Source organism: Cupriavidus sp. CPT47-8839-RL05A (assembly GCF_058792255.1).
This window is the reverse complement of record NZ_JBYTEG010000004.1, coordinates 231,598-247,990: the sequence shown is the minus strand read 5'-3', so window position 1 is coordinate 247,990 and position 16,393 is coordinate 231,598. Positions and strand designations below refer to the sequence as shown.

The following is a 16,393-nucleotide window of genomic DNA, read 5'->3' as shown; positions in this document are numbered from 1 at the left end:
CCCCGGCCCTCACAGCTCCATCTCTTCGCACCACGCCACCACCGCATCGCGGAAGTCCTGGCAGATCGGCGACAGGTAGCCATCGGCGCGCCACAGCACGGCCAGCTCATGCTGCCACGACATGCCCGGCGCCTCGATCGCGGCCAGCCCCTGGCCCTCGGCCTGGTGCAGCATGCGCGGCGGCATGATGCCGAGCAGGTCCGAGTGCCGCAGCAGCTCGCCGAAGGCCACCGGCGACGCCGTGCTTTCCACCGCCACGCGCGGCGGCGGCAGCCCGACCGAGGTAAACCGTTCCTCCAGCCACTGGCGCAGGTAGAGCGAACTGGCCGGCACTACCCAGCGCTCGCCGCTCAGGTCGGCCAGCGTGCGGAAGCCCTCGCGGCGCGGATGGCCGGTGCGGGACACGATCTGCATGGTCAGCGGACCGAGCGGCAGCCAGGCAATGTCCGGCGGCAGGCTGGTCGGGCGCGCGCCCAGGATCAGGTCGGCCTCGCCATTCTGCAGCATCGCCATCAGGCGCGCGCTCAGGTGGGTCTCGATCGAGAACGTGGCCAGCGGCCGGCTCAGGAAGAAGCGGGCCAGCAGCGGCGACAGCAGCGACGGCAGCAGGTAGGGGATGGCGCCCAGGCGCACCGTGCCCGCGCGCGCCGCGCGCTGCTCGGCCAGTTCGTTGCGCATGTCGCCCGCGGCCAGCGCGATCCTGCGCGCATGGGCGGCCAGGGTGCGGCCCACGCTGGTCGGCACCAGCCCGCGCGGGGTGCGCTCGAACAAGGGCATGCCGGCTTCGCCCTCCAGCCGCGCCAGCGTCTTGGACAGGCCGGACTGGGTCATGCCGAGGGTGTCGGCGGCGCGGTGCAGGTTGCCTTGCTCGATGACAACCAGGAAGGCTTCAAGATCCTCGAATCGCATGGGGCGTGATGGCGCTGGGGTCGGTGCGGGCCATTGTAGCGCCGCACCTCCCCCGCGCCGGTCACGCAGGGCTTACTGCGGCTCAGGCCATTGCCGCTGGGGTTCCGAGGCGCGCTCGAACCAGTGCGCCAGCTGCAGCACGCCCAGGTCGTCAAAGCGCCGGCCGGAGATCTGCAGCCCGATGGGCAGGCCGTCGCGCGACATGCCGCAGGGGACCGATGCCGCGGGCTGTTCGGAGTGGTTGAACACCGCTGTGAAGTGAGAGTCCTTGAGCGGCAAGTCGCCGCCGCTGTTGATGGCATCGGCGGCGAAGGGCAGCACCGGTGACACCGGCGAGATCACGAAGTCATAGGGCTGGGTCGCGGCCACGGTGGCCTCGCGCAGTTGCTGCATGCGCGTGAAGGCCTGGAAGGTCTGCTCCGGCGTGAGCGTGCCGGCAAACACGGCGGCCTTGCGGATGTAGCCTGCCGCCAGGCTGGCGCGCTCCGGCGGCATCCCGGCCAGGTCGACCCGGCAGCGCATGGTGAAGAAGTGCGCCATGCCGATGCGCATGTCCATGGTGGTCCAGTCGCGCACGGGTTCGACCACGGCACCGCCTTGCTCGAACAGGCGCGCTGCCGCCAGCACCGCCGCGCGGACTTCGGCATCGACCTGCCAGTCGCCGGTCGGGTCCAGCCACAGGCCGATGCGCAGCCCGCGGATATCGCGCTCAAGCTGCTGCCAGGCGATGTCCTGCGGCGGCAGGCTCATGTAGTCGCGGGCATCGGGGCGCGAGATGGCCTGCATCGCCAGCGCGGCGTCGGCCACGGTGCGCGTCAGCGGGCCGACCACGCGCGCGGCGGCTGGCGGGTGTACCGGCACGCGGCCATGGCTGGGCTTCAGGCCGAATACGCCGCAGAAGCTGGCGGGAATACGCACCGAGCCGCCGATATCCGTGCCCAGGTGGATCGGGCCGTAGCCCGCCGCGGCCGCGGCGCCGGCGCCGGAACTGGAGCCGCCGGTGTTGCGGTCGAGCTTCCACGGGTTGCGCGTGAGCGGATGGAAGCTGGACGGCGCCGCGCCCAGGAAGCCGAAATCCGGCATGGTGGTCTTGCCGACCACGATCGCGCCGGCCTCGAGCAGGCGCGCCGCGGCCGGCGCATCGGCCGGCGCCGGCGCCAGCACGGTGGCGGCGCTACCGAGCGGCACCGGCGTGCCGCGCGTGGCGATGTTCTCCTTCAGCGTCACCGGCACGCCGTCGAGCGGGCCGTTCGGGGTGCCTGCCAGCCAGCGCGCCTCGGCGCTGCGCGCGGCGGCCAGCGCTTGCTCGGCATGCACCACGTACATCGCACGGATGCCGGGCTCCCAGTGTTCGATGCGGTCCAGCACCGACTGCATGACTTCGACCGGGGAGAGTTCGCGCTGGCGGTAGTTGCTGAGCAGGTCGGCGGCGCTGAGTGCGTAGAGCGGAGTTTTCATGGTTTTGTCCAAGAGGGTTGGCTGGCGCTTGGGAATCTGCATGGCCGGCGTTACTGCACACCGAACGGGTAATGGCGTCCCGGCGCGGCGGTCAGTAGCGCGCGGGTGTAGTCCTGGCGCGGTGACAGCACGACGTCGCGCGTGGCGCCTTGCTCGACCACGCGGCCCTTGTGCATGACGATCAGGCGGTCGCACACCTGGCTGGCCACGCGCAGGTCGTGGGTGATGAAGAGGATGCCGATGGCAAGCCGCTGCTGGATATCGGCCAGCAGCTTCAGGATCTGCGCCTGCACCGAGACGTCCAGTGCCGACACCGCTTCATCGGCGATCAGCACGCGTGGCTCGCACGCCAGCGCGCGGGCGATGCAGATGCGCTGGCGCTGGCCGCCGGAGAACTCGCTGGGGTAGCGGTGCAGCGCGTCGGGCCGCAGCCGCACCAGTTCCATCAGCGACTCGGCGCGTTGCCACGCCTGCGCAGGCGTCGCGCCGAAATTGACCGCGCCTTCGACGATGGACTGGCCCACCGTGCGGCGCGGATTGAGCGAGCGGTTGGGGTCCTGGAACACCACCTGCACCATGCGCCGGAACGCGGACAGCTGCGCGCGGCGCGGCAGTTGCTGCGCCGCTTCGGGCAGCAACTGGATATTGCCCGCGGACGGTTCGATCAGCCGCGCGATGCAGCGCGCCACCGTGGACTTGCCCGAGCCGGACTCGCCCACGATGCCGACGGTCTCGCCCGCCCGCACCTGCAATGACACATCGGTGGCCGCCTCGACCATACGGCGCCGGCCCGGCCAGGCTCCTGAGACATAGGTCTTGCCGATGCCGCTGGCGTCGAGCAGCAACGGCCGCTGCGCCACCGACGGACGCTGCGCGGGCTCCAGTCCCGGCACGGCATTGAGCAGCATGCGGGTGTAGTCCGCCTCGGGCTGGCGCAAGACCCGGTCTTTCGGCCCGCTTTCCACCTGGCGGCCAAGCTCCAGCACCACCACCCGGTCGGCAATGTCGGCGACCACGCCGAAGTCGTGCGTGATGAACAGCACCGCGGTCTGGTTCTCGTGCTGCAGTTCGCGCACCAGTGCCAGGATCTCGGCCTGCGTGGTCACGTCCAGCGCGGTGGTGGGCTCATCGCACACCAGCAGGGCCGGGCGCAGGATCAGCGCCATGGCGATGACGATGCGCTGGCGCTGCCCGCCGGACAGCTGGTGCGGATAGGCGTCGTAGATCCGCTCGGGATCCGGCAGCCGCACGCGCGCAAAGATCGACAGCACGCGCTCGCGCCGCTGCGCGGCGCCCAGGCTGGTGTGCTGCGCCAGCATTTCCTCGACCTGCCGGCCGCAGCGCATGACCGGGTTCAGCGCGGTCATGGGTTCCTGGAACACCATGGCCACGCCGGTGCCGCGCAGTTCGCGCCGGCGTGCTGGGGAGGCTGCCAGCAGGTCTTCGCCGGACAGGGCGATGCCGCCACCCGAGACCTTCAGGCCTTCGGGCAGCAAGCCCATCACCGCGCGCGCGACCACGGACTTGCCTGAGCCCGATTCGCCCAACAGGCAGACCACTTCGCCGGGCATGACGTCGAAGGACACCCCCTGGACCGCATGCGGCCGGTCGGCGCCGGGCGGCAGGTCGATGCGCAGGTCGCGCACGCGCAGGCAGGGCGTGGCCGAGTCCGCGGCCGCGGTCGTGTTCATTGGCATCATCAGGCGCTCCGCTTGCTGAACCTGGGGTCGAGAGTGTCGCGCAGGCCGTCGCCGAGCATGTTGACGGCCAGCACCGTTACCGCCAGGAAGGCGCCGGGCAGCAGTACGCTGTGCGGATGCGCGGTGAAGTGGGCGCGCCCCTCGGCCATGATGTTTCCCCAGGTGGGGATGTCGGTGGGCAGGCCGATGCCGAGGAAGGACATCACCGCTTCCACCAGCATCGCGCCGGCGCAGATAAAGGTGCCCTGCACCAGCAGCGGCGCGATGGTGTTCGGCAGGATGTGGCGCAGCATCAGTTTCCAGGTCGGCGTATCGAGCGCAATGGCGGCCTCGACATAAGGCTCTTCACGCACCGACAGCACCACCGACCTGACCAGGCGCGCCACGCGCGGCGTGTCGGGCACGGTCATGGCCACGATCACCGTCAGCAGGCTGGGCCGCCAGGCGGCCACCAGCACGATGGCGAAGAGAATGCCGGGAATGGCCATCATGCCGTCCATCACGCGCATGATGAAGCCGTCCAGCCAGCGCACATAGCCCGATACCAGCCCGACCACCAGCCCCAGCAGCACCGAGGCCAGCGCCACCGACACCCCGACCGCCAGCGAGACCCGCGCGCCGTACAGCGTGCGGCTCCAGATGTCGCGGCCCAGGCTGTCGGTGCCCAGCGGGAACAGGCGTTCGAAGGCATCGCCGGCCAGGGTTACGATCTCGGCGCGCGTGAAGGGGGGCAACTGGCCGCTGGCGGGGTCCATGGTGTTGGGATCGATGGTGTAGAGCCAGGGCGCGGCCACGGCAAGGAACAGCATCAGGCCGAGGATGGCGCCGCCGGCGCGCACGGCACCGTTGGCCAGCACCGGGCGCAGCCGAGAGGGACGGGCGCCGGTGCCGGGCGGGGCGGATTCGATGGCAGTGGTGAGTGAGGTCATGGGGTTCTCAGTAGCGAATGCGGGGATCGAGCAGCAGATAGCTCGCGTCCACCAGCAGGTTGATGACCACGTACGAGACCGAGAAGAACAGCGTGATGCCCTGGATCAGCGGGTAGTCGCGCGAGAGCACGGCATCCACCGTGAGTTGGCCGACACCGGGAATGGCGTAGATGCTCTCGGTCACGACCACGCCGCCGATCAGGCCGGCCACGCTCAGCCCGATCACGGTGGCGATCGGCACCGCGGCATTGGCCAGCGCATGGCGCGTCAGCATGCGCCACTCTGGAATGCCCTTGGCGCGCGCGGTCTGCACGAAGTCCTCGGTCAGCGCTTCGGACACGGCGGCGCGGGTGGTGCGCGCCACCAGCGCGCACGACATCACCGACAGCGTGACGCAGGGCAGGGCCAGGTTGCGCAGCCATGGCCAGATGCCGTCGGCCAGGCGGCTGTAGCCCTGCGACGGCAGCCAGCCCAGGTGCAGCGAGAACACCCAGATCATCAGGTAGCCGGCCACGAAGATCGGCACCGAGAAGCCCAGCACGGAGCCGCCCATCACCAGGCGGTCGAGCCAGCGGCCGCGCCGGTAGGCCGCCAGCGTGCCCAGCGGCACCGCCGTCAGCACGGTCAGCACGATGGTCAGCGCCGCCACCGAGAGCGTGGGTTCCAGCCGCTGCGCGATCAGCGTGGTCACGGGCATCTTGTAGAAGAAGGAATAGCCCAGGTCGCCGCCCAGCACGTGGCCGAGCCAGCCGATGAACTGGCGCGGCAGCGCTTGATCCAGCCCGAGCTGGGTGCGGATGCGGGCGATGTCTTCCACGCTGGCGGCGTCGCCGGCAATGGCCGCGGCCGGGTCGCCGGGCGTGAGCCGCAGCAGCGTGAAGACGATGACAGCCACCACCGCCAGCACTGGCACGGTGGCCAGGCTGCGGCGGAGCAGGAAATTCATCATGGCACTACCTCGTTGGGGGAAAGGGAGGTCAGCAGGCTGGCGGCACGGCAGCCGGGACCGCGGGTGGCGATCCCGCGCGAGGGCGGGACCGCGGGCGCCGTAGCGGGCTATTGCTTGCGCACGTTCCAGTACAGCACCGCCGGTGCCGGCAGCAGGCCGCTGATCGCGCCGCTGCGCACCACGGTGGGCGCCTTGCCTTCGCCGACGGGCGCCAGGATGCCGTTTTCGATGGCGCGCAGCTGGATCCTGGTGGCGATGTCCTTGCGTTGCGCGGCGTCCGCGGTTTCGATGAAGCGGGTCTTGAGGGTTTCCAGCTCGGCGTCTTCCGGCCAGCCGAAGTAGCCGCGGTCGCCGTTGCCGGTCAGCGGGCTGTAGGTGATGGGGCTGCTGGCGTCGACGCCGCCCCAGAAGGTGATATAGGCATTCCAGCCGCCTTTCTCGGGCGGTTCCTTCCTGGTGCGGCGCGTGATCAGGGTGCTCCAGTCGGTAGCCTGCACGTCGACATTGAAGCCCACCTGCTTGAGCAGCTGGCCGTAGACCACCGGCAGTCGGCTCAGCGCGGGGGCATCGCCCGGCAGCATGATTACCACTGGCTTGCCGTCATAGCCGGACTCCTTGAGCAGCTTGCGCGCCTGTTCGAACTGCGGCTTGCCGGTGAAGAAGCCGGTCTGGTCGCTGGCATAGGGCGAGCCGCACAGGTAGATCGAGGCGCACGGCTTGTAGAAGTCGCGGTAGGTGGCCTGCGCGCGCAGCATCGCTTCCTGGTTGATCGCCAGCATCGCCGCCTTGCGCACCCTGGCGTCATTGAACGGCGGCACCTTGTGGTTGTAGATCACGGTGAAGGGGCCGGCGGGCATGATGTCGAACATCTGCACCCGCTTGTCGGTGCGCAGTTGCGGATAGTGCGATGCCGGCACGACCTCGAGGATATCCACCTCGCCGTTGAGCAGCGCGTTCACCTGGGTCTGGGTATCGCGCAGGAACACCCATTCGACGCGGTCGACGTGCACGGCCTTGCCGCCGGCCAGGCCGGACGGCGCATCCTTGCGCGGCACATAGTCGGGATTGCGGCGGTAGACCACGCGGTCGCCGGGCCGGAAGTCCTCCTTCTTCAGCGTGAAGGGGCCGGAGCCGGTCAGGTCGTCGATCTGCTTGTCGGCAGGCGTTTCAGCAACGCGCCTGGGCATGATGAACGGCACCAGCGGGCTGGGCTTGCCCAGCGCATCCAGCACTGCGCCGAAGGGCTGGCGGAAGGTCATGCGCACCGTGGCCGGGCCTTCGGCGGTGATGCCGGCCATGGCTTCATACATGCGCTGGCCCAGCACGTCACGCTTGCCCCAGCGCGCCAGCGAGGCGATTACGTCCTGCGCGGTGACCGGGGTGCCGTCATGGAACTTGAGCCCTGGCCGCAGCGTGAAGGTCCAGGTCTTGTTGTCGGCGCTGGTGGTGGTCTTGTCCACCATCTGCGGCCGGATCACGCCCTTCTCGTCCATGCCGAACAGGGTGTCGTAGATCATGAGGCCATGGTTGCGCGTGATGTTCGCGGTGGTCCAGACCGGGTCCAGGATCTTCAGGTCGGACGACGGCACGGTGCGCAGCACGGTCTCGGCGATTGCACTGCCGGCGGACATGCATGCCAGGGCGCACAACGCGACGGCACCGGCACGGCGAAGCGGGATTGCAGACGTCATGGTCATCATCTCTCGGGCAGGGTGGGTGGCAAAGGTGCCGGTCAGGGCGTGGTGGTGCCGCGCTCGCGCAGCTTCTGGAGATACCGCTCGAAGGACTCGCGCGAGGCCGCCTCGGCTTCGATCAGCTTGACCAGCGTGGCGCGCAGCGCGTCGATCTCGGCCGGCGTCAGGCAGTGCAGGAAGCCCGCTTCCAGCTCGATGCCGAGCGGCTCGGCGCGCCGCACCAGGTCGACGCCGGCCTCGCTCAGGAACAGGCACACCTGGCGCGCGTCTTCCGTGCTGATCTCGCGCTGCACCAGGTCGCGCTTGACCAGCGCCCCAACCAGCTTGGACGCCAGCGTCTTCTCGATCGCCGACTGCTGCACCAGCTGGCCCATGGTGATGCCAGGCGCCGATCCGATCATCCGCAACAGGCGGATGTCCCGCAGCGAGACCCCGAACTTCTCTTCGTACACGCGCGAGCCGCGTTCGCGCGTGCGCTCGGCGGCCATGTCGAGCAGGATGTTGATGTAGTCGGACTTGAGCCGGAGGGCGCGTGGCATGGATAGATGAAAAATTCGATAGTTGAAAATTTCAATAAATAATAGTGACCGGGGCGGGGGCTGGGCCATGAGGGATTTCCCGGGGTAGGGCAATGCGGCGCTGCGCCATGCCTGGCAGGACTTGACCCGCGCCGCGCGGGAATCACGCCGGGCGGGGTGCTGGCCTAGACTGCGTTGGCATCCCTCGCGCGCCGCACTCCCGCGGGCACCACAGAAGGGAGCCAGGACAGGAGACACACCGATGCAACACCGTTCCGCACGGCTGCGCGCAGCCGTGGCAGCCATGCTGCTGGCGGCCATCCCGGCGGCAGTCTGCGCCGCCGATCCCGCCTCTGCCGAACCCTACCCGTCGCGCCCGCTGACCATCGTGGTGCCGTCCGTGGCGGGCAATGTGAACGATGCCGTGGCGCGGCTGATCGGGCAGGAGCTGACCAGGAGCTGGGGCCAGCCAGTCATCGTCGACAACAAGCCGGGCGCCGGCACTACTACGGGCACCAAGTACGTCGCCCGCGCGGCAAAGGACGGTTACACCGCACTGCTCACCTTCACCGCGCACGTGCAGAATCCGTCGTTGTATCGGGGTATCGGCTATGACCCGATCGCGGACTTCACGCCGGTCAGCGAGGTGGCGATCTCGTCCACCATCCTGGCGGTGTCGCCGGACTTCCCGGCGCGCACGCTGCCGGAGGTGGTGGCGCTGCTCAAGGCCAATCCCGGCAAGTATCCATACGGATCGTATGGCGCGGGAACGACCGGCCATATCCTGGGTGAGTTGCTCAAGCGCGAGGCCGGGCTGCAGATGGAGCACGTCGCCTACAAGGGCGGCGCGCCGCTGGCCACCGACCTGGCGGCCGGCCATGTGAAGCTGGGCTTTATTGCCGTGGGCACGGCCATGCCGCTGCTGCAGGGCGGCAAGCTGGTGCCGGTGGCGATCGCCGGCGCGGAGCGTTCGGCGCTGCTGCCCAAGGTGCCGACCTTCCGGGAGACCGGCTACAAGGGCTTCGAGCCCGATGCGTGGATGGGCCTGCTGTTCCCCGCCGGCGTGCCCAAGGCACGGGTCGATGCCTTGTCGCGCGAGGTCGCGCGCATCGTGCGCCTGCCGGAGATCGCGAAGAAGATGCAGGACCTGAACCTGGTGCCGGTCGGCAGCACGCCGGAAGCCTTCGCCACGGTGATGAAGAACGACCGCGACAAATGGAGCCGGATCATCAGCGATGTCGGCATCACGCTCGAATGACAGGAGTCCCGATGCAAGAGACCGATTACCTTGGGCTGGTCTGCTCCCGCTGGTGCCACTGGAGCGAGCTGGAACTGCAACGCCTCCCGCGCCAGCCGCTGGCGCCGGGCCAGGTGCGCATCCGCGTGCGCCATGCCGGGGTGGGCTTTGCGCTGAGCCTGTTTGTGTCCGGCAAGTACCAGCGCAAGCCGCCGCTGCCGTTCACGCCCGGCACCGAGGCCGCGGGCGAGATCATCGAGGGGGCGCCTGATGTCACCCGCCTGCACCCGGGCCAGCGCGTGGCCGCGGCGCTGGACTGGGGCGGCTTCGCCGAGGAGGCGGTGGCCACTGCGGACACGGTCTATCCGGTGCCTGACGGGCTGGAACTGGCCCAGGCGGCGGCGCTGCCCGTCACCTTTGGCACGGTCTGGGCGGCGCTGGCGTGGCGCGCCGCGCTGCAGCCGGGCGAGACCATGCTGGTCCATGGCGCCAGCGGCGCGCTGGGCACGGCCGCGGTGCAGGTGGGCCGGCTGATGGGCGCGCGCGTGATCGCCACCGCCAGCACCGAGGCCAAGCGCGAGGCGGCGCTGCGCAACGGCGCCGCGCATGCGCTGCCGTCCGACGCGGCCACGCTGGCGGCAGCGGTCAAGGCGTTGTGCCCCGCGGGCGGGGCCGACGTGGTGTTCGATCCGGTCGGCGGCGATCTCTTCGACGCCTCGCTGCGCTGCGCGGCGCCGGGCGCGCGGCTGCTGTCGATCGGCTATGCCAGCGGGCGCATCCCGGAGGTGCCGGCCAACCTGCTGCTGGTGAAGAACCTGACCCTGATCGGCTTCAACTACGGCTACTACATCGGCTGGGGCCTGACCGACGAGCGCCGGCGCTTTGCGCAGCCGGTGCAGGCGATGGTGGCCGAGATCATGCAGGCGGCAGCCAGCGGCAAGCTGGCGCCGCCCGTGCTGCAGCACTTCCCGCTGGGCGACTGGCTCAACGCCGTCGACACCACGATGTCGCGTCGCGCCATCGGCAAGGTCATGCTGGATATCTGAACGGAGAGCACGACATGCACCATGCACAAGCGGCAACGGAGGATGCCATGTTCGAGGGCCTGACCGTGCTCGACCTGAGCCAGGGCATCGCCGGCCCGTATTGCGGCCTGATCCTGCGCCAGCAGGGCGCGCGCGTGATCAAGGTGGAGCCGCCGGGCGGCGACTGGTCGCGGCAGATGGGGCGCATCCGCGCCGGCCAGACCGCGATCGCGGTCGCCTGCAACGCGGGCAAGGAGAGCGTGCTGCTGGACGCGCGCAGCGACAGCGGCCGGGCCGCCATCGCCAGGCTGGCGCAGCAGGCCGACGTGGTGATCCAGAACTTCCGCCCCGGCGTGGCCGAGCGCATGGGCGTTGGCTACGAGGCGCTGGCCGCGCGCAACCCGGCGCTGGTCTATGTCTCGATCTCGGGCTACGGCCATGCCGGCCCGATGGCGAACATGCCGGCGGTGGACACCACCATGCAGGCCTTCAGCGGCCTGATGCACCTGAACCGCGACAGCGCCGGCCAGCCGCGCCGCATCGCCTTTTACATGGTCGACCTGAGCACCGGGCTCTATGCGGCCCAGCATGCGTCGGCAGCGCTGTACAAGGCCGCGCGCAACGGCCGCGGCCGGCACGTGCGGCTGTCGCTGCTGGAGACCAGTGCCGCGCTGCAGTCCTACCTGATGGTGGATGACGCGATGTTCCCCGATGCGGAGCTGGCCGTGGCCAATGCGCCCACCGGGCTGTTCGATGCGGCCGATGGCCGGCTGTACCTGAGCATGCTCAACGACGCCATGTTCGTGCGGCTGGCAACGCTGCTGGGTTTCGACGACTGGCTGGCCGATATCACGCTGCACACCAGCGCCGGCCGTCTGCCGCGCGCGGCGGAGCTGGGGCGGCGCGTGGCGCAGGCCATTGCCGCACAGCCGCTGGCGCACTGGGAGGCGCTGCTGACCGAGCACGATGTGCTGTTCGCGCGCGTGGGCCATGCACGGGACCTGCTGCAGAGCGCGCAATGCGCGCAGGCAGGCGTGTTCGGCCGGCTGCGGCTGGCAGGGATCGGCGAAGTGCCGTGGGCCAACCTGCCAGGCATGGCAGGATCGGAACGGCCGGCAGGGAATGCGCCGGCGCTGGGCCAGCATACCGAAGCGGTGCTGGCGGAGTTCGGCATCGGCACCTGAAAGCGGCGCCGGAAAAGAAAAACGGACGGTGCGCAATGCGTACCGTCCGTGTTCCGTTGTGCGTTGGTAGGCTCGATTGGACTCGAACCAACGACCCCCACCATGTCAAGGTGGTGCTCTAACCAGCTGAGCTACGAGCCTAGCGAAGGCGCGAATTATAGAGACGCCTTTTCGATTGCGCAAGCACCCCCGCGAACTTTTTGCGTGGATGCCTGCGCTTGTGCCGTGCGCGGCGCGTCAGGCGCCGGTGATGCGGTCGCGCAGTTCGCGCTTGAGCACCTTGCCGATGGCGCTGCGCGGCAGGCTCTCCACCTCATGGATCGCGGCCAGCCGCTGGGTCTTGCCCAGGTGCTGGTTGGCCCAGGCCAGCACGTCCTGCGCCGTGGCGCCGCCGCCGGCGCGCAGCGCGACGAAGGCCACCGGGGTCTCGCCCCAGCGCTCCGACGGCACGCCCACCACCGACACGTCGGCCACCGCCGGGTGTTCGCGCACCACCGCCTCGAGATCGCTCGGGTAGATGTTGAAGCCGCCCGAGATGATCATGTCCTTCTTGCGGTCCATCAGCACCAGGAAGCCGTCTTCGTCAAAGCGGCCGATGTCGCCGGTGCGGATAAAGCGCTGGCCCTGCGCGTCGTGCCACTCGGTCTCGGCGGTTTTTTCCGGCTGGTTGTGGTAGCCGTTCATCATCGCCGCCGAGCGGCCCACCACTTCCCCGGTGCTGCCGGGCGGCAGCTCGCGGCCCTCGTCGTCGATGATGCGCACGTCGGCACCGGTGGCGGGGCGCCCCACGGTATGCAGCTTGTCGGGGAACTGGTCGGCGAACAGCAGGCAGCCGCCGCCGCCTTCGGTCATGCCGTACAGCTCGGTCAGTGCGCCCGGCCAGCGCCGCAGCACTTCGGCCTTCAGGGCGGGGCTGAACGGCGCGCTGGTGCAGAACTTCTGCTGGAAGGACGACAGGTCATGGCGGTCGAACTCCGGATGCGCCAGCAGCCGCTGGTACTGCACCGGCACCAGCATGGTGTGCGTGGCGCGGTGCTGCTGCGCCAGCGCCAGGTACTGGCCCGCATCGAACTTGGCCATCAGGATCGCCGTGCCGCCCAGGCCGATGGTCGGGAAGAAGCTGGCCAGCGTGGTGTTGGAGTACAGCGGCGTCGACAGCAGCGTGATGGCATGCGTGCCGTAGCCGGTGGCGGCGCCGCGCGACACATGGGCCCAGCGCATGCCGTGCGACTGCACGATGCCCTTGGGGGTGCCGGTGGTGCCCGAGGAATAGATGATGTTGAGCGGCATCTCCGGGCGGATCACGGGCTCGGTCACCGGTGTGCCGGCGGGTGCCAGCCAGGCCTGGTACGGCTGGCCTGCGTCGCTGCCGTCCAGCGTGACGATGGGCGTGGCGGCCAGCTGGTCGCGCACCGGTTGCAGCACGTCGGCCACGCTGGCGTCCGTGAACAGGATGCGCGCGCCCGCGTCGGCAACCATGCCGGCCAGGCTGTCCGGCGTGGATGACGGTGCCAGCGGCGCCACCACTACGCCGGCGCGCACCGCGCCCAGGTACACCGCGGCGTATTCGATCGAGGACGACGCGCAGATGGCGATGGCCTCGCCGGGGCGCACGCCGTCGCGGGCCAGCGCCGCGGCAATGCGGTCCATGGCGGCATCGAGGCCGGCATAGTCGAGCACGCGCTCGCCATGCATCAGGGCGCGCTGCGTGGGGCGCTGCGTGGCGTGCTCGCGCACGAGCACGGACATGGTGGTAAAGGGGCGTTGGAGCGGGGTCGGTTGGATCATGTTCGGCAAGGGAATGCGGACGCCGGCCTGGCGGCGCCCGATAAGCAATGATGGAGCGAAGCAGGCTTACTGGATCTGTGCGCCGGAGTCCTTCACCACCTTGCTCCAGCGGTTGATCTCGGCGTCGATATGGGTGCGCAGCGCGGCGGGCGTCGAGCCCACCGGCTCATAGCCGTTGGCGGCCAGCGTCGCCTTCAGTTCGGGCTGGCGCAGCACCGTGGCAATCTCGGTGCTGAGCCGGTCGATCACGGGCTGCGGCGTGCCGGCCGGTGCCAGCATCGCGTACCAGCCGGTGATGCTGATGCCCGGCACGCCGGCCTCGGCCAGCGTCGGCACCTCGGGCGCGACCGCGGCGCGATGGCTGCCGGTCACGGCCAGTGCGCGCAGCTTGCCGCTCTTCACATGCGGCAGGGTGGTGGAGATGCTGTCGAAGGTCAGCTGGACCTCGCCCGACAGCATTGCCGTCACCACCTGAGCGCTGCCTTTGTACGGAACGTGGGTCATCTTGATACCCGCGACCGAATCGAACAGTTCGCCCGCCAGGTGGCCGGTATTGCCGTTGCCGGCCGAGGCGAAGGTCAGCTTGCCGGGCGCGGCCTTGGCCTCGGCAATCAGCTCTTTCACGTTGGTGGCCTGCAGCGAGGGGCTCCCGGCCAGGATCATCGGCAGGTTGGCCACCAGCGAGACCGGCGCGAAGTCCTTGCGCGTGTCATAGGGCAGCTTCGGATACAGGCTGGCATTGATGGCATGGGCGGCCAGCACCATGATCAGGGTGTAGCCGTCGGGCTTGGCCCGGGCCAGCGCCTGGCTGGCGATGGTGCCGCCGGCGCCGGGCCGGTAGTCCAGCACCACGGGCTGGCCCAGGCGCTCCTGCAGCCTGGCTGCGACCGGGCGGGCCAACAGGTCGGCGCTGCCGCCCGGCGGGTAGGGGATCAGCAGCTGGATCGGGCGCGATGGCCAGGTCTCGGCGCTGGCGCCGGACGGCAAGGCGGTTGCGGCCGCGGTGGCCAGCATGCCGGCCAGCCATGCGCGGCGGCCCCAGGCGCGGCGGCGGGATGCGATCAGGGATGCCATCAGCTTGTCTCCTCGTTATGCCGGCCGCGGGCGCAGCCGTTGTCCCTTGTCGCCAGGTCGGGCTGGGATGTTGGTGTCACAAACGGTAAAGGCGTAAGCGCGCCAGCGGAATTCTTAAATCGATAAGTCTGGCTTTTTGCAGGCGAAGCGGTAGGGCGGCCTGCAATAATCTTTGTGAATGAGGAGATTTTTCCGGTTGGCCGTGTCCAGAGGCTAGAATCTTTGCAATCAGGGAGATTTCTTGATTTTCCCGCCTGGAAACACTAAAGTCTTTGCAATCAAGGAGATTTTTGTGCCAGTGACCCTCACCGAACCCGGCGATATCGGCGCCTTCGTACGCGCTGCCCGCAAGGCGCAAGGCCTGCGCCAGGACGATGCCGCAGGCGCCATCGGCGTCAGCGAGAACTTCATGGTGCGCGTAGAGAACGGCGCCGAAGGCATCCAGTGGGGCAAGCTGTTCCAGGTGCTGGAAGGACTTGGCCTGCGCGTGGTGGTGGATATGCCGGAGGCAGCGGCCCCGCTGGTAGCGGCTGAACTTGCCAAGCTCAGGCAACGCCAGGCGCGCAGCCGCAACCGGCGCGCAGCGGTCAAGGGAGGCGGCCAGCATGGCTGAGCGCGTACTGGTCGCCAGCATCAACGGTACGCCGGTGGGCGAGCTGCATGAGGCCAGCGATGCCTGGTCGTTCCGCTATGACGCGGCGTGGCTGGGCAACCCGCACGCCTTCGCCCTGAGCCCGGCGCTGCCGCTGCAGCCGGAGGCGCTCGCCGATGGCAGCACGCTGCGGCCGGTGCAGTGGTACTTCGACAACCTGCTGCCCGAGGACGGCCAGCGTGCGCTGCTGGCACGCGATGCCAGCATCCGCAACGAGGCCGATGCCTTTGCCCTGCTGGCCCACTATGGGGCGGAATCGGCGGGCTCGCTGACGCTGTTGCCGCCCGGCCGCGGGCCCGCCACCGCGCCGGCCCTGCGCCCCTTGAGCGACGCCGCGCTCGACGCCCGCATCCACAGCCTGCCCAGCGTGCCGCTTACACATGGCGCGGTCAAGCGCATGTCGCTGGCCGGTGCCCAGCACAAGCTGGCGGTGGTGCTGCGGGACGGCGCGCTGTTCGAGCCCGGCGCGGATACGCCGTCCACGCATATCCTGAAGCCGACCCGCCAGATGCAGGAGATCTATCCGCATTCGGTCATCAACGAGTGGTTCGTGATGTCGCTGGCCGCGCGGCTGAAGCTGGAGGTGCCGCCGGTGCACCGGCGCTATGTGCCGTCGCCGGTCTACCTGATCGACCGTTTCGATCGCCATCTTACGCAGCAAGGGCAGTGGCAGCGGCTGCATGCGATCGATGCCTGCCAGCTGCTGAACCTGCCGCGCACCTTCAAGTACGACCAGGGCAGCGTCGAGCGGCTGGCGCAGCTGGCAACGCTGTGCCGCGCGCCGGCGGTGGCGCGGGCACGGCTGTTCGACTGGCTGGTGTTCAACATCCTGGTGGGCAATTCGGACGTGCACCTGAAGAACCTGAGCTTCCTGGTGTCCGATGCCGGCATTGCGCTGGCGCCGTTCTACGACCTGCTCAGCGAGGCGGCTTACGCCACCCGCACCTATGACAAGACCGGCTGGCCGCAGGCGCACCGCTTTGCCTGGCCGGTGCTGGGGGTGGAGTTCTACAGCGATTTCTCGCGCGCGCTGGTGCTGGAGGCAGGGCGCGCGCTGGGCCTGACCGGCGTGACCGCCGAGCGGCGGCTGGACGCCATGCTGCGCGGCATCGGGGCGGCCGCGCAGGCGCTCTACGAGCAGGCCGAGCAACAGAACGCGGCCATGGCGCGGGAGCGCCCGGCGCTCACCGGCGGGTTTGCCGGCGAACTGGCCTGCCTGCGCGTGATCCGCTTCACCATCATCGCCGACATGGTCAGGGCGCTTGCGGCGGCCTGA

General features: G+C 69.5%; 14 protein-coding genes and 1 tRNA gene. 5 read left to right on the top strand and 10 right to left on the bottom strand.

The genetic code is table 11. From position 1 onward, the window contains the following. Positions 1-9 precede the first annotated feature (9 nt). The 7 genes from AC3WVS_RS06385 to AC3WVS_RS06355 all read right to left on the bottom strand — a co-directional run bounded on the left by AC3WVS_RS06385 (position 10) and on the right by AC3WVS_RS06355 (position 8,178). Positions 10-909: a LysR family transcriptional regulator gene (locus AC3WVS_RS06385; protein ID WP_010814199.1), complete on the bottom strand. Its 900-nt coding sequence runs from the start codon at positions 907-909 to the stop codon at positions 10-12. Positions 910-981: 72 nt separating this feature from the next. After that, entirely contained in the window at positions 982-2,367 is a 1,386-nt protein-coding gene (locus AC3WVS_RS06380; RefSeq protein WP_492317860.1) for an amidase, read from the bottom strand. 50 nt (positions 2,368-2,417) lie between these two features. Beyond that, the gene (locus AC3WVS_RS06375) at positions 2,418-4,067 is read right to left on the bottom strand and encodes a dipeptide ABC transporter ATP-binding protein (RefSeq protein WP_492317859.1); all 1,650 of its coding nucleotides are present in this window, start codon (positions 4,065-4,067) and stop codon (positions 2,418-2,420) included. After that, positions 4,067-4,996 (bottom strand): ABC transporter permease, encoded by a 930-nt coding sequence (locus AC3WVS_RS06370; protein ID WP_492317858.1) that lies wholly within the window; start codon positions 4,994-4,996, stop codon positions 4,067-4,069. Before AC3WVS_RS06370 ends, AC3WVS_RS06375 begins: the two co-directional genes overlap by 1 nt. A 7-nt stretch (positions 4,997-5,003) precedes the next feature. Further along, positions 5,004-5,945, bottom strand: a complete 942-nt coding sequence (locus tag AC3WVS_RS06365) for an ABC transporter permease (protein ID WP_492317857.1) — start codon at positions 5,943-5,945, stop codon at positions 5,004-5,006. Between the two features lie 107 nt (positions 5,946-6,052). After that, complete coding sequence (locus AC3WVS_RS06360; RefSeq protein WP_492317856.1) at positions 6,053-7,636, bottom strand: ABC transporter substrate-binding protein; 1,584 nt, start codon at positions 7,634-7,636, stop codon at positions 6,053-6,055. A 41-nt stretch (positions 7,637-7,677) separates the two neighbouring features. Further along, the gene (locus tag AC3WVS_RS06355) at positions 7,678-8,178 is read right to left on the bottom strand and encodes a MarR family winged helix-turn-helix transcriptional regulator (protein WP_010814193.1); all 501 of its coding nucleotides are present in this window, start codon (positions 8,176-8,178) and stop codon (positions 7,678-7,680) included. A 241-nt stretch (positions 8,179-8,419) separates the two neighbouring features. Between AC3WVS_RS06355 and AC3WVS_RS06350 the strand changes: the two genes are divergently transcribed. From AC3WVS_RS06350 to AC3WVS_RS06340, 3 genes are read left to right on the top strand one after another with little or no spacing between them, the layout of a single operon-like run. After that, positions 8,420-9,415: a Bug family tripartite tricarboxylate transporter substrate binding protein gene (locus AC3WVS_RS06350; RefSeq protein ID WP_492317855.1), complete on the top strand. Its 996-nt coding sequence runs from the start codon at positions 8,420-8,422 to the stop codon at positions 9,413-9,415. A gap of 11 nt (positions 9,416-9,426) precedes the next feature. Continuing rightward, on the top strand, positions 9,427-10,440 hold the full coding sequence (locus AC3WVS_RS06345; protein ID WP_492317854.1) for an NADPH:quinone oxidoreductase family protein: 1,014 nt from the start codon (positions 9,427-9,429) through the stop codon (positions 10,438-10,440). A 14-nt stretch (positions 10,441-10,454) separates the two neighbouring features. Next, entirely contained in the window at positions 10,455-11,603 is a 1,149-nt protein-coding gene (locus tag AC3WVS_RS06340) for a CaiB/BaiF CoA transferase family protein (RefSeq protein WP_492317853.1), read from the top strand. A gap of 64 nt (positions 11,604-11,667) precedes the next feature. On the opposite strand, the gene AC3WVS_RS06335 is transcribed toward AC3WVS_RS06340, so the two are convergent. From AC3WVS_RS06335 to AC3WVS_RS06325, 3 genes are all read right to left on the bottom strand, one after another. Beyond that, a tRNA-Val gene (locus AC3WVS_RS06335) sits at positions 11,668-11,744 on the bottom strand. A gap of 96 nt (positions 11,745-11,840) precedes the next feature. Continuing rightward, on the bottom strand, positions 11,841-13,391 hold the full coding sequence (locus AC3WVS_RS06330; RefSeq protein ID WP_492317852.1) for a class I adenylate-forming enzyme family protein: 1,551 nt from the start codon (positions 13,389-13,391) through the stop codon (positions 11,841-11,843). Positions 13,392-13,457: 66 nt separating this feature from the next. Then, a complete protein-coding gene (locus AC3WVS_RS06325; RefSeq protein ID WP_492317851.1) occupies positions 13,458-14,465 on the bottom strand; it encodes a tripartite tricarboxylate transporter substrate binding protein in 1,008 nt (335 codons plus the stop codon). Between the two features lie 292 nt (positions 14,466-14,757). Here AC3WVS_RS06325 and AC3WVS_RS06320 point away from each other — a divergent pair, with 292 nt between their 5' ends. Both AC3WVS_RS06320 and AC3WVS_RS06315 read left to right on the top strand, forming a co-directional pair. After that, positions 14,758-15,078, top strand: a complete 321-nt coding sequence (locus tag AC3WVS_RS06320) for a helix-turn-helix domain-containing protein (RefSeq protein WP_114130968.1) — start codon at positions 14,758-14,760, stop codon at positions 15,076-15,078. Further along, a complete protein-coding gene (locus AC3WVS_RS06315) occupies positions 15,071-16,393 on the top strand; it encodes a HipA domain-containing protein (protein ID WP_492317850.1) in 1,323 nt (440 codons plus the stop codon). The genes AC3WVS_RS06320 and AC3WVS_RS06315 overlap by 8 nt, the downstream gene beginning before the upstream one ends.

Excerpts from the sequence above, each read along its gene's own strand:
- AC3WVS_RS06385 (WP_010814199.1), bottom strand. The coding sequence starts at position 909 with ATGCGATTCGAGGATCTTGAAGCCTTCCTGGTTGTCATCGAGCAAGGC.
- AC3WVS_RS06380 (WP_492317860.1), bottom strand. The coding sequence starts at position 2,367 with ATGAAAACTCCGCTCTACGCACTCAGCGCCGCCGACCTGCTCAGCAAC.
- AC3WVS_RS06375 (WP_492317859.1), bottom strand. The coding sequence starts at position 4,067 with ATGATGCCAATGAACACGACCGCGGCCGCGGACTCGGCCACGCCCTGC.
- AC3WVS_RS06370 (WP_492317858.1), bottom strand. The coding sequence starts at position 4,996 with ATGACCTCACTCACCACTGCCATCGAATCCGCCCCGCCCGGCACCGGC.
- AC3WVS_RS06365 (WP_492317857.1), bottom strand. The coding sequence starts at position 5,945 with ATGATGAATTTCCTGCTCCGCCGCAGCCTGGCCACCGTGCCAGTGCTG.
- AC3WVS_RS06360 (WP_492317856.1), bottom strand. The coding sequence starts at position 7,636 with ATGACGTCTGCAATCCCGCTTCGCCGTGCCGGTGCCGTCGCGTTGTGC.
- AC3WVS_RS06355 (WP_010814193.1), bottom strand. The coding sequence starts at position 8,178 with ATGCCACGCGCCCTCCGGCTCAAGTCCGACTACATCAACATCCTGCTC.
- AC3WVS_RS06350 (WP_492317855.1), top strand. The coding sequence starts at position 8,420 with ATGCAACACCGTTCCGCACGGCTGCGCGCAGCCGTGGCAGCCATGCTG.
- AC3WVS_RS06345 (WP_492317854.1), top strand. The coding sequence starts at position 9,427 with ATGCAAGAGACCGATTACCTTGGGCTGGTCTGCTCCCGCTGGTGCCAC.
- AC3WVS_RS06340 (WP_492317853.1), top strand. The coding sequence starts at position 10,455 with ATGCACCATGCACAAGCGGCAACGGAGGATGCCATGTTCGAGGGCCTG.
- AC3WVS_RS06330 (WP_492317852.1), bottom strand. The coding sequence starts at position 13,391 with ATGATCCAACCGACCCCGCTCCAACGCCCCTTTACCACCATGTCCGTG.
- AC3WVS_RS06325 (WP_492317851.1), bottom strand. The coding sequence starts at position 14,465 with ATGGCATCCCTGATCGCATCCCGCCGCCGCGCCTGGGGCCGCCGCGCA.
- AC3WVS_RS06315 (WP_492317850.1), top strand. The coding sequence starts at position 15,071 with ATGGCTGAGCGCGTACTGGTCGCCAGCATCAACGGTACGCCGGTGGGC.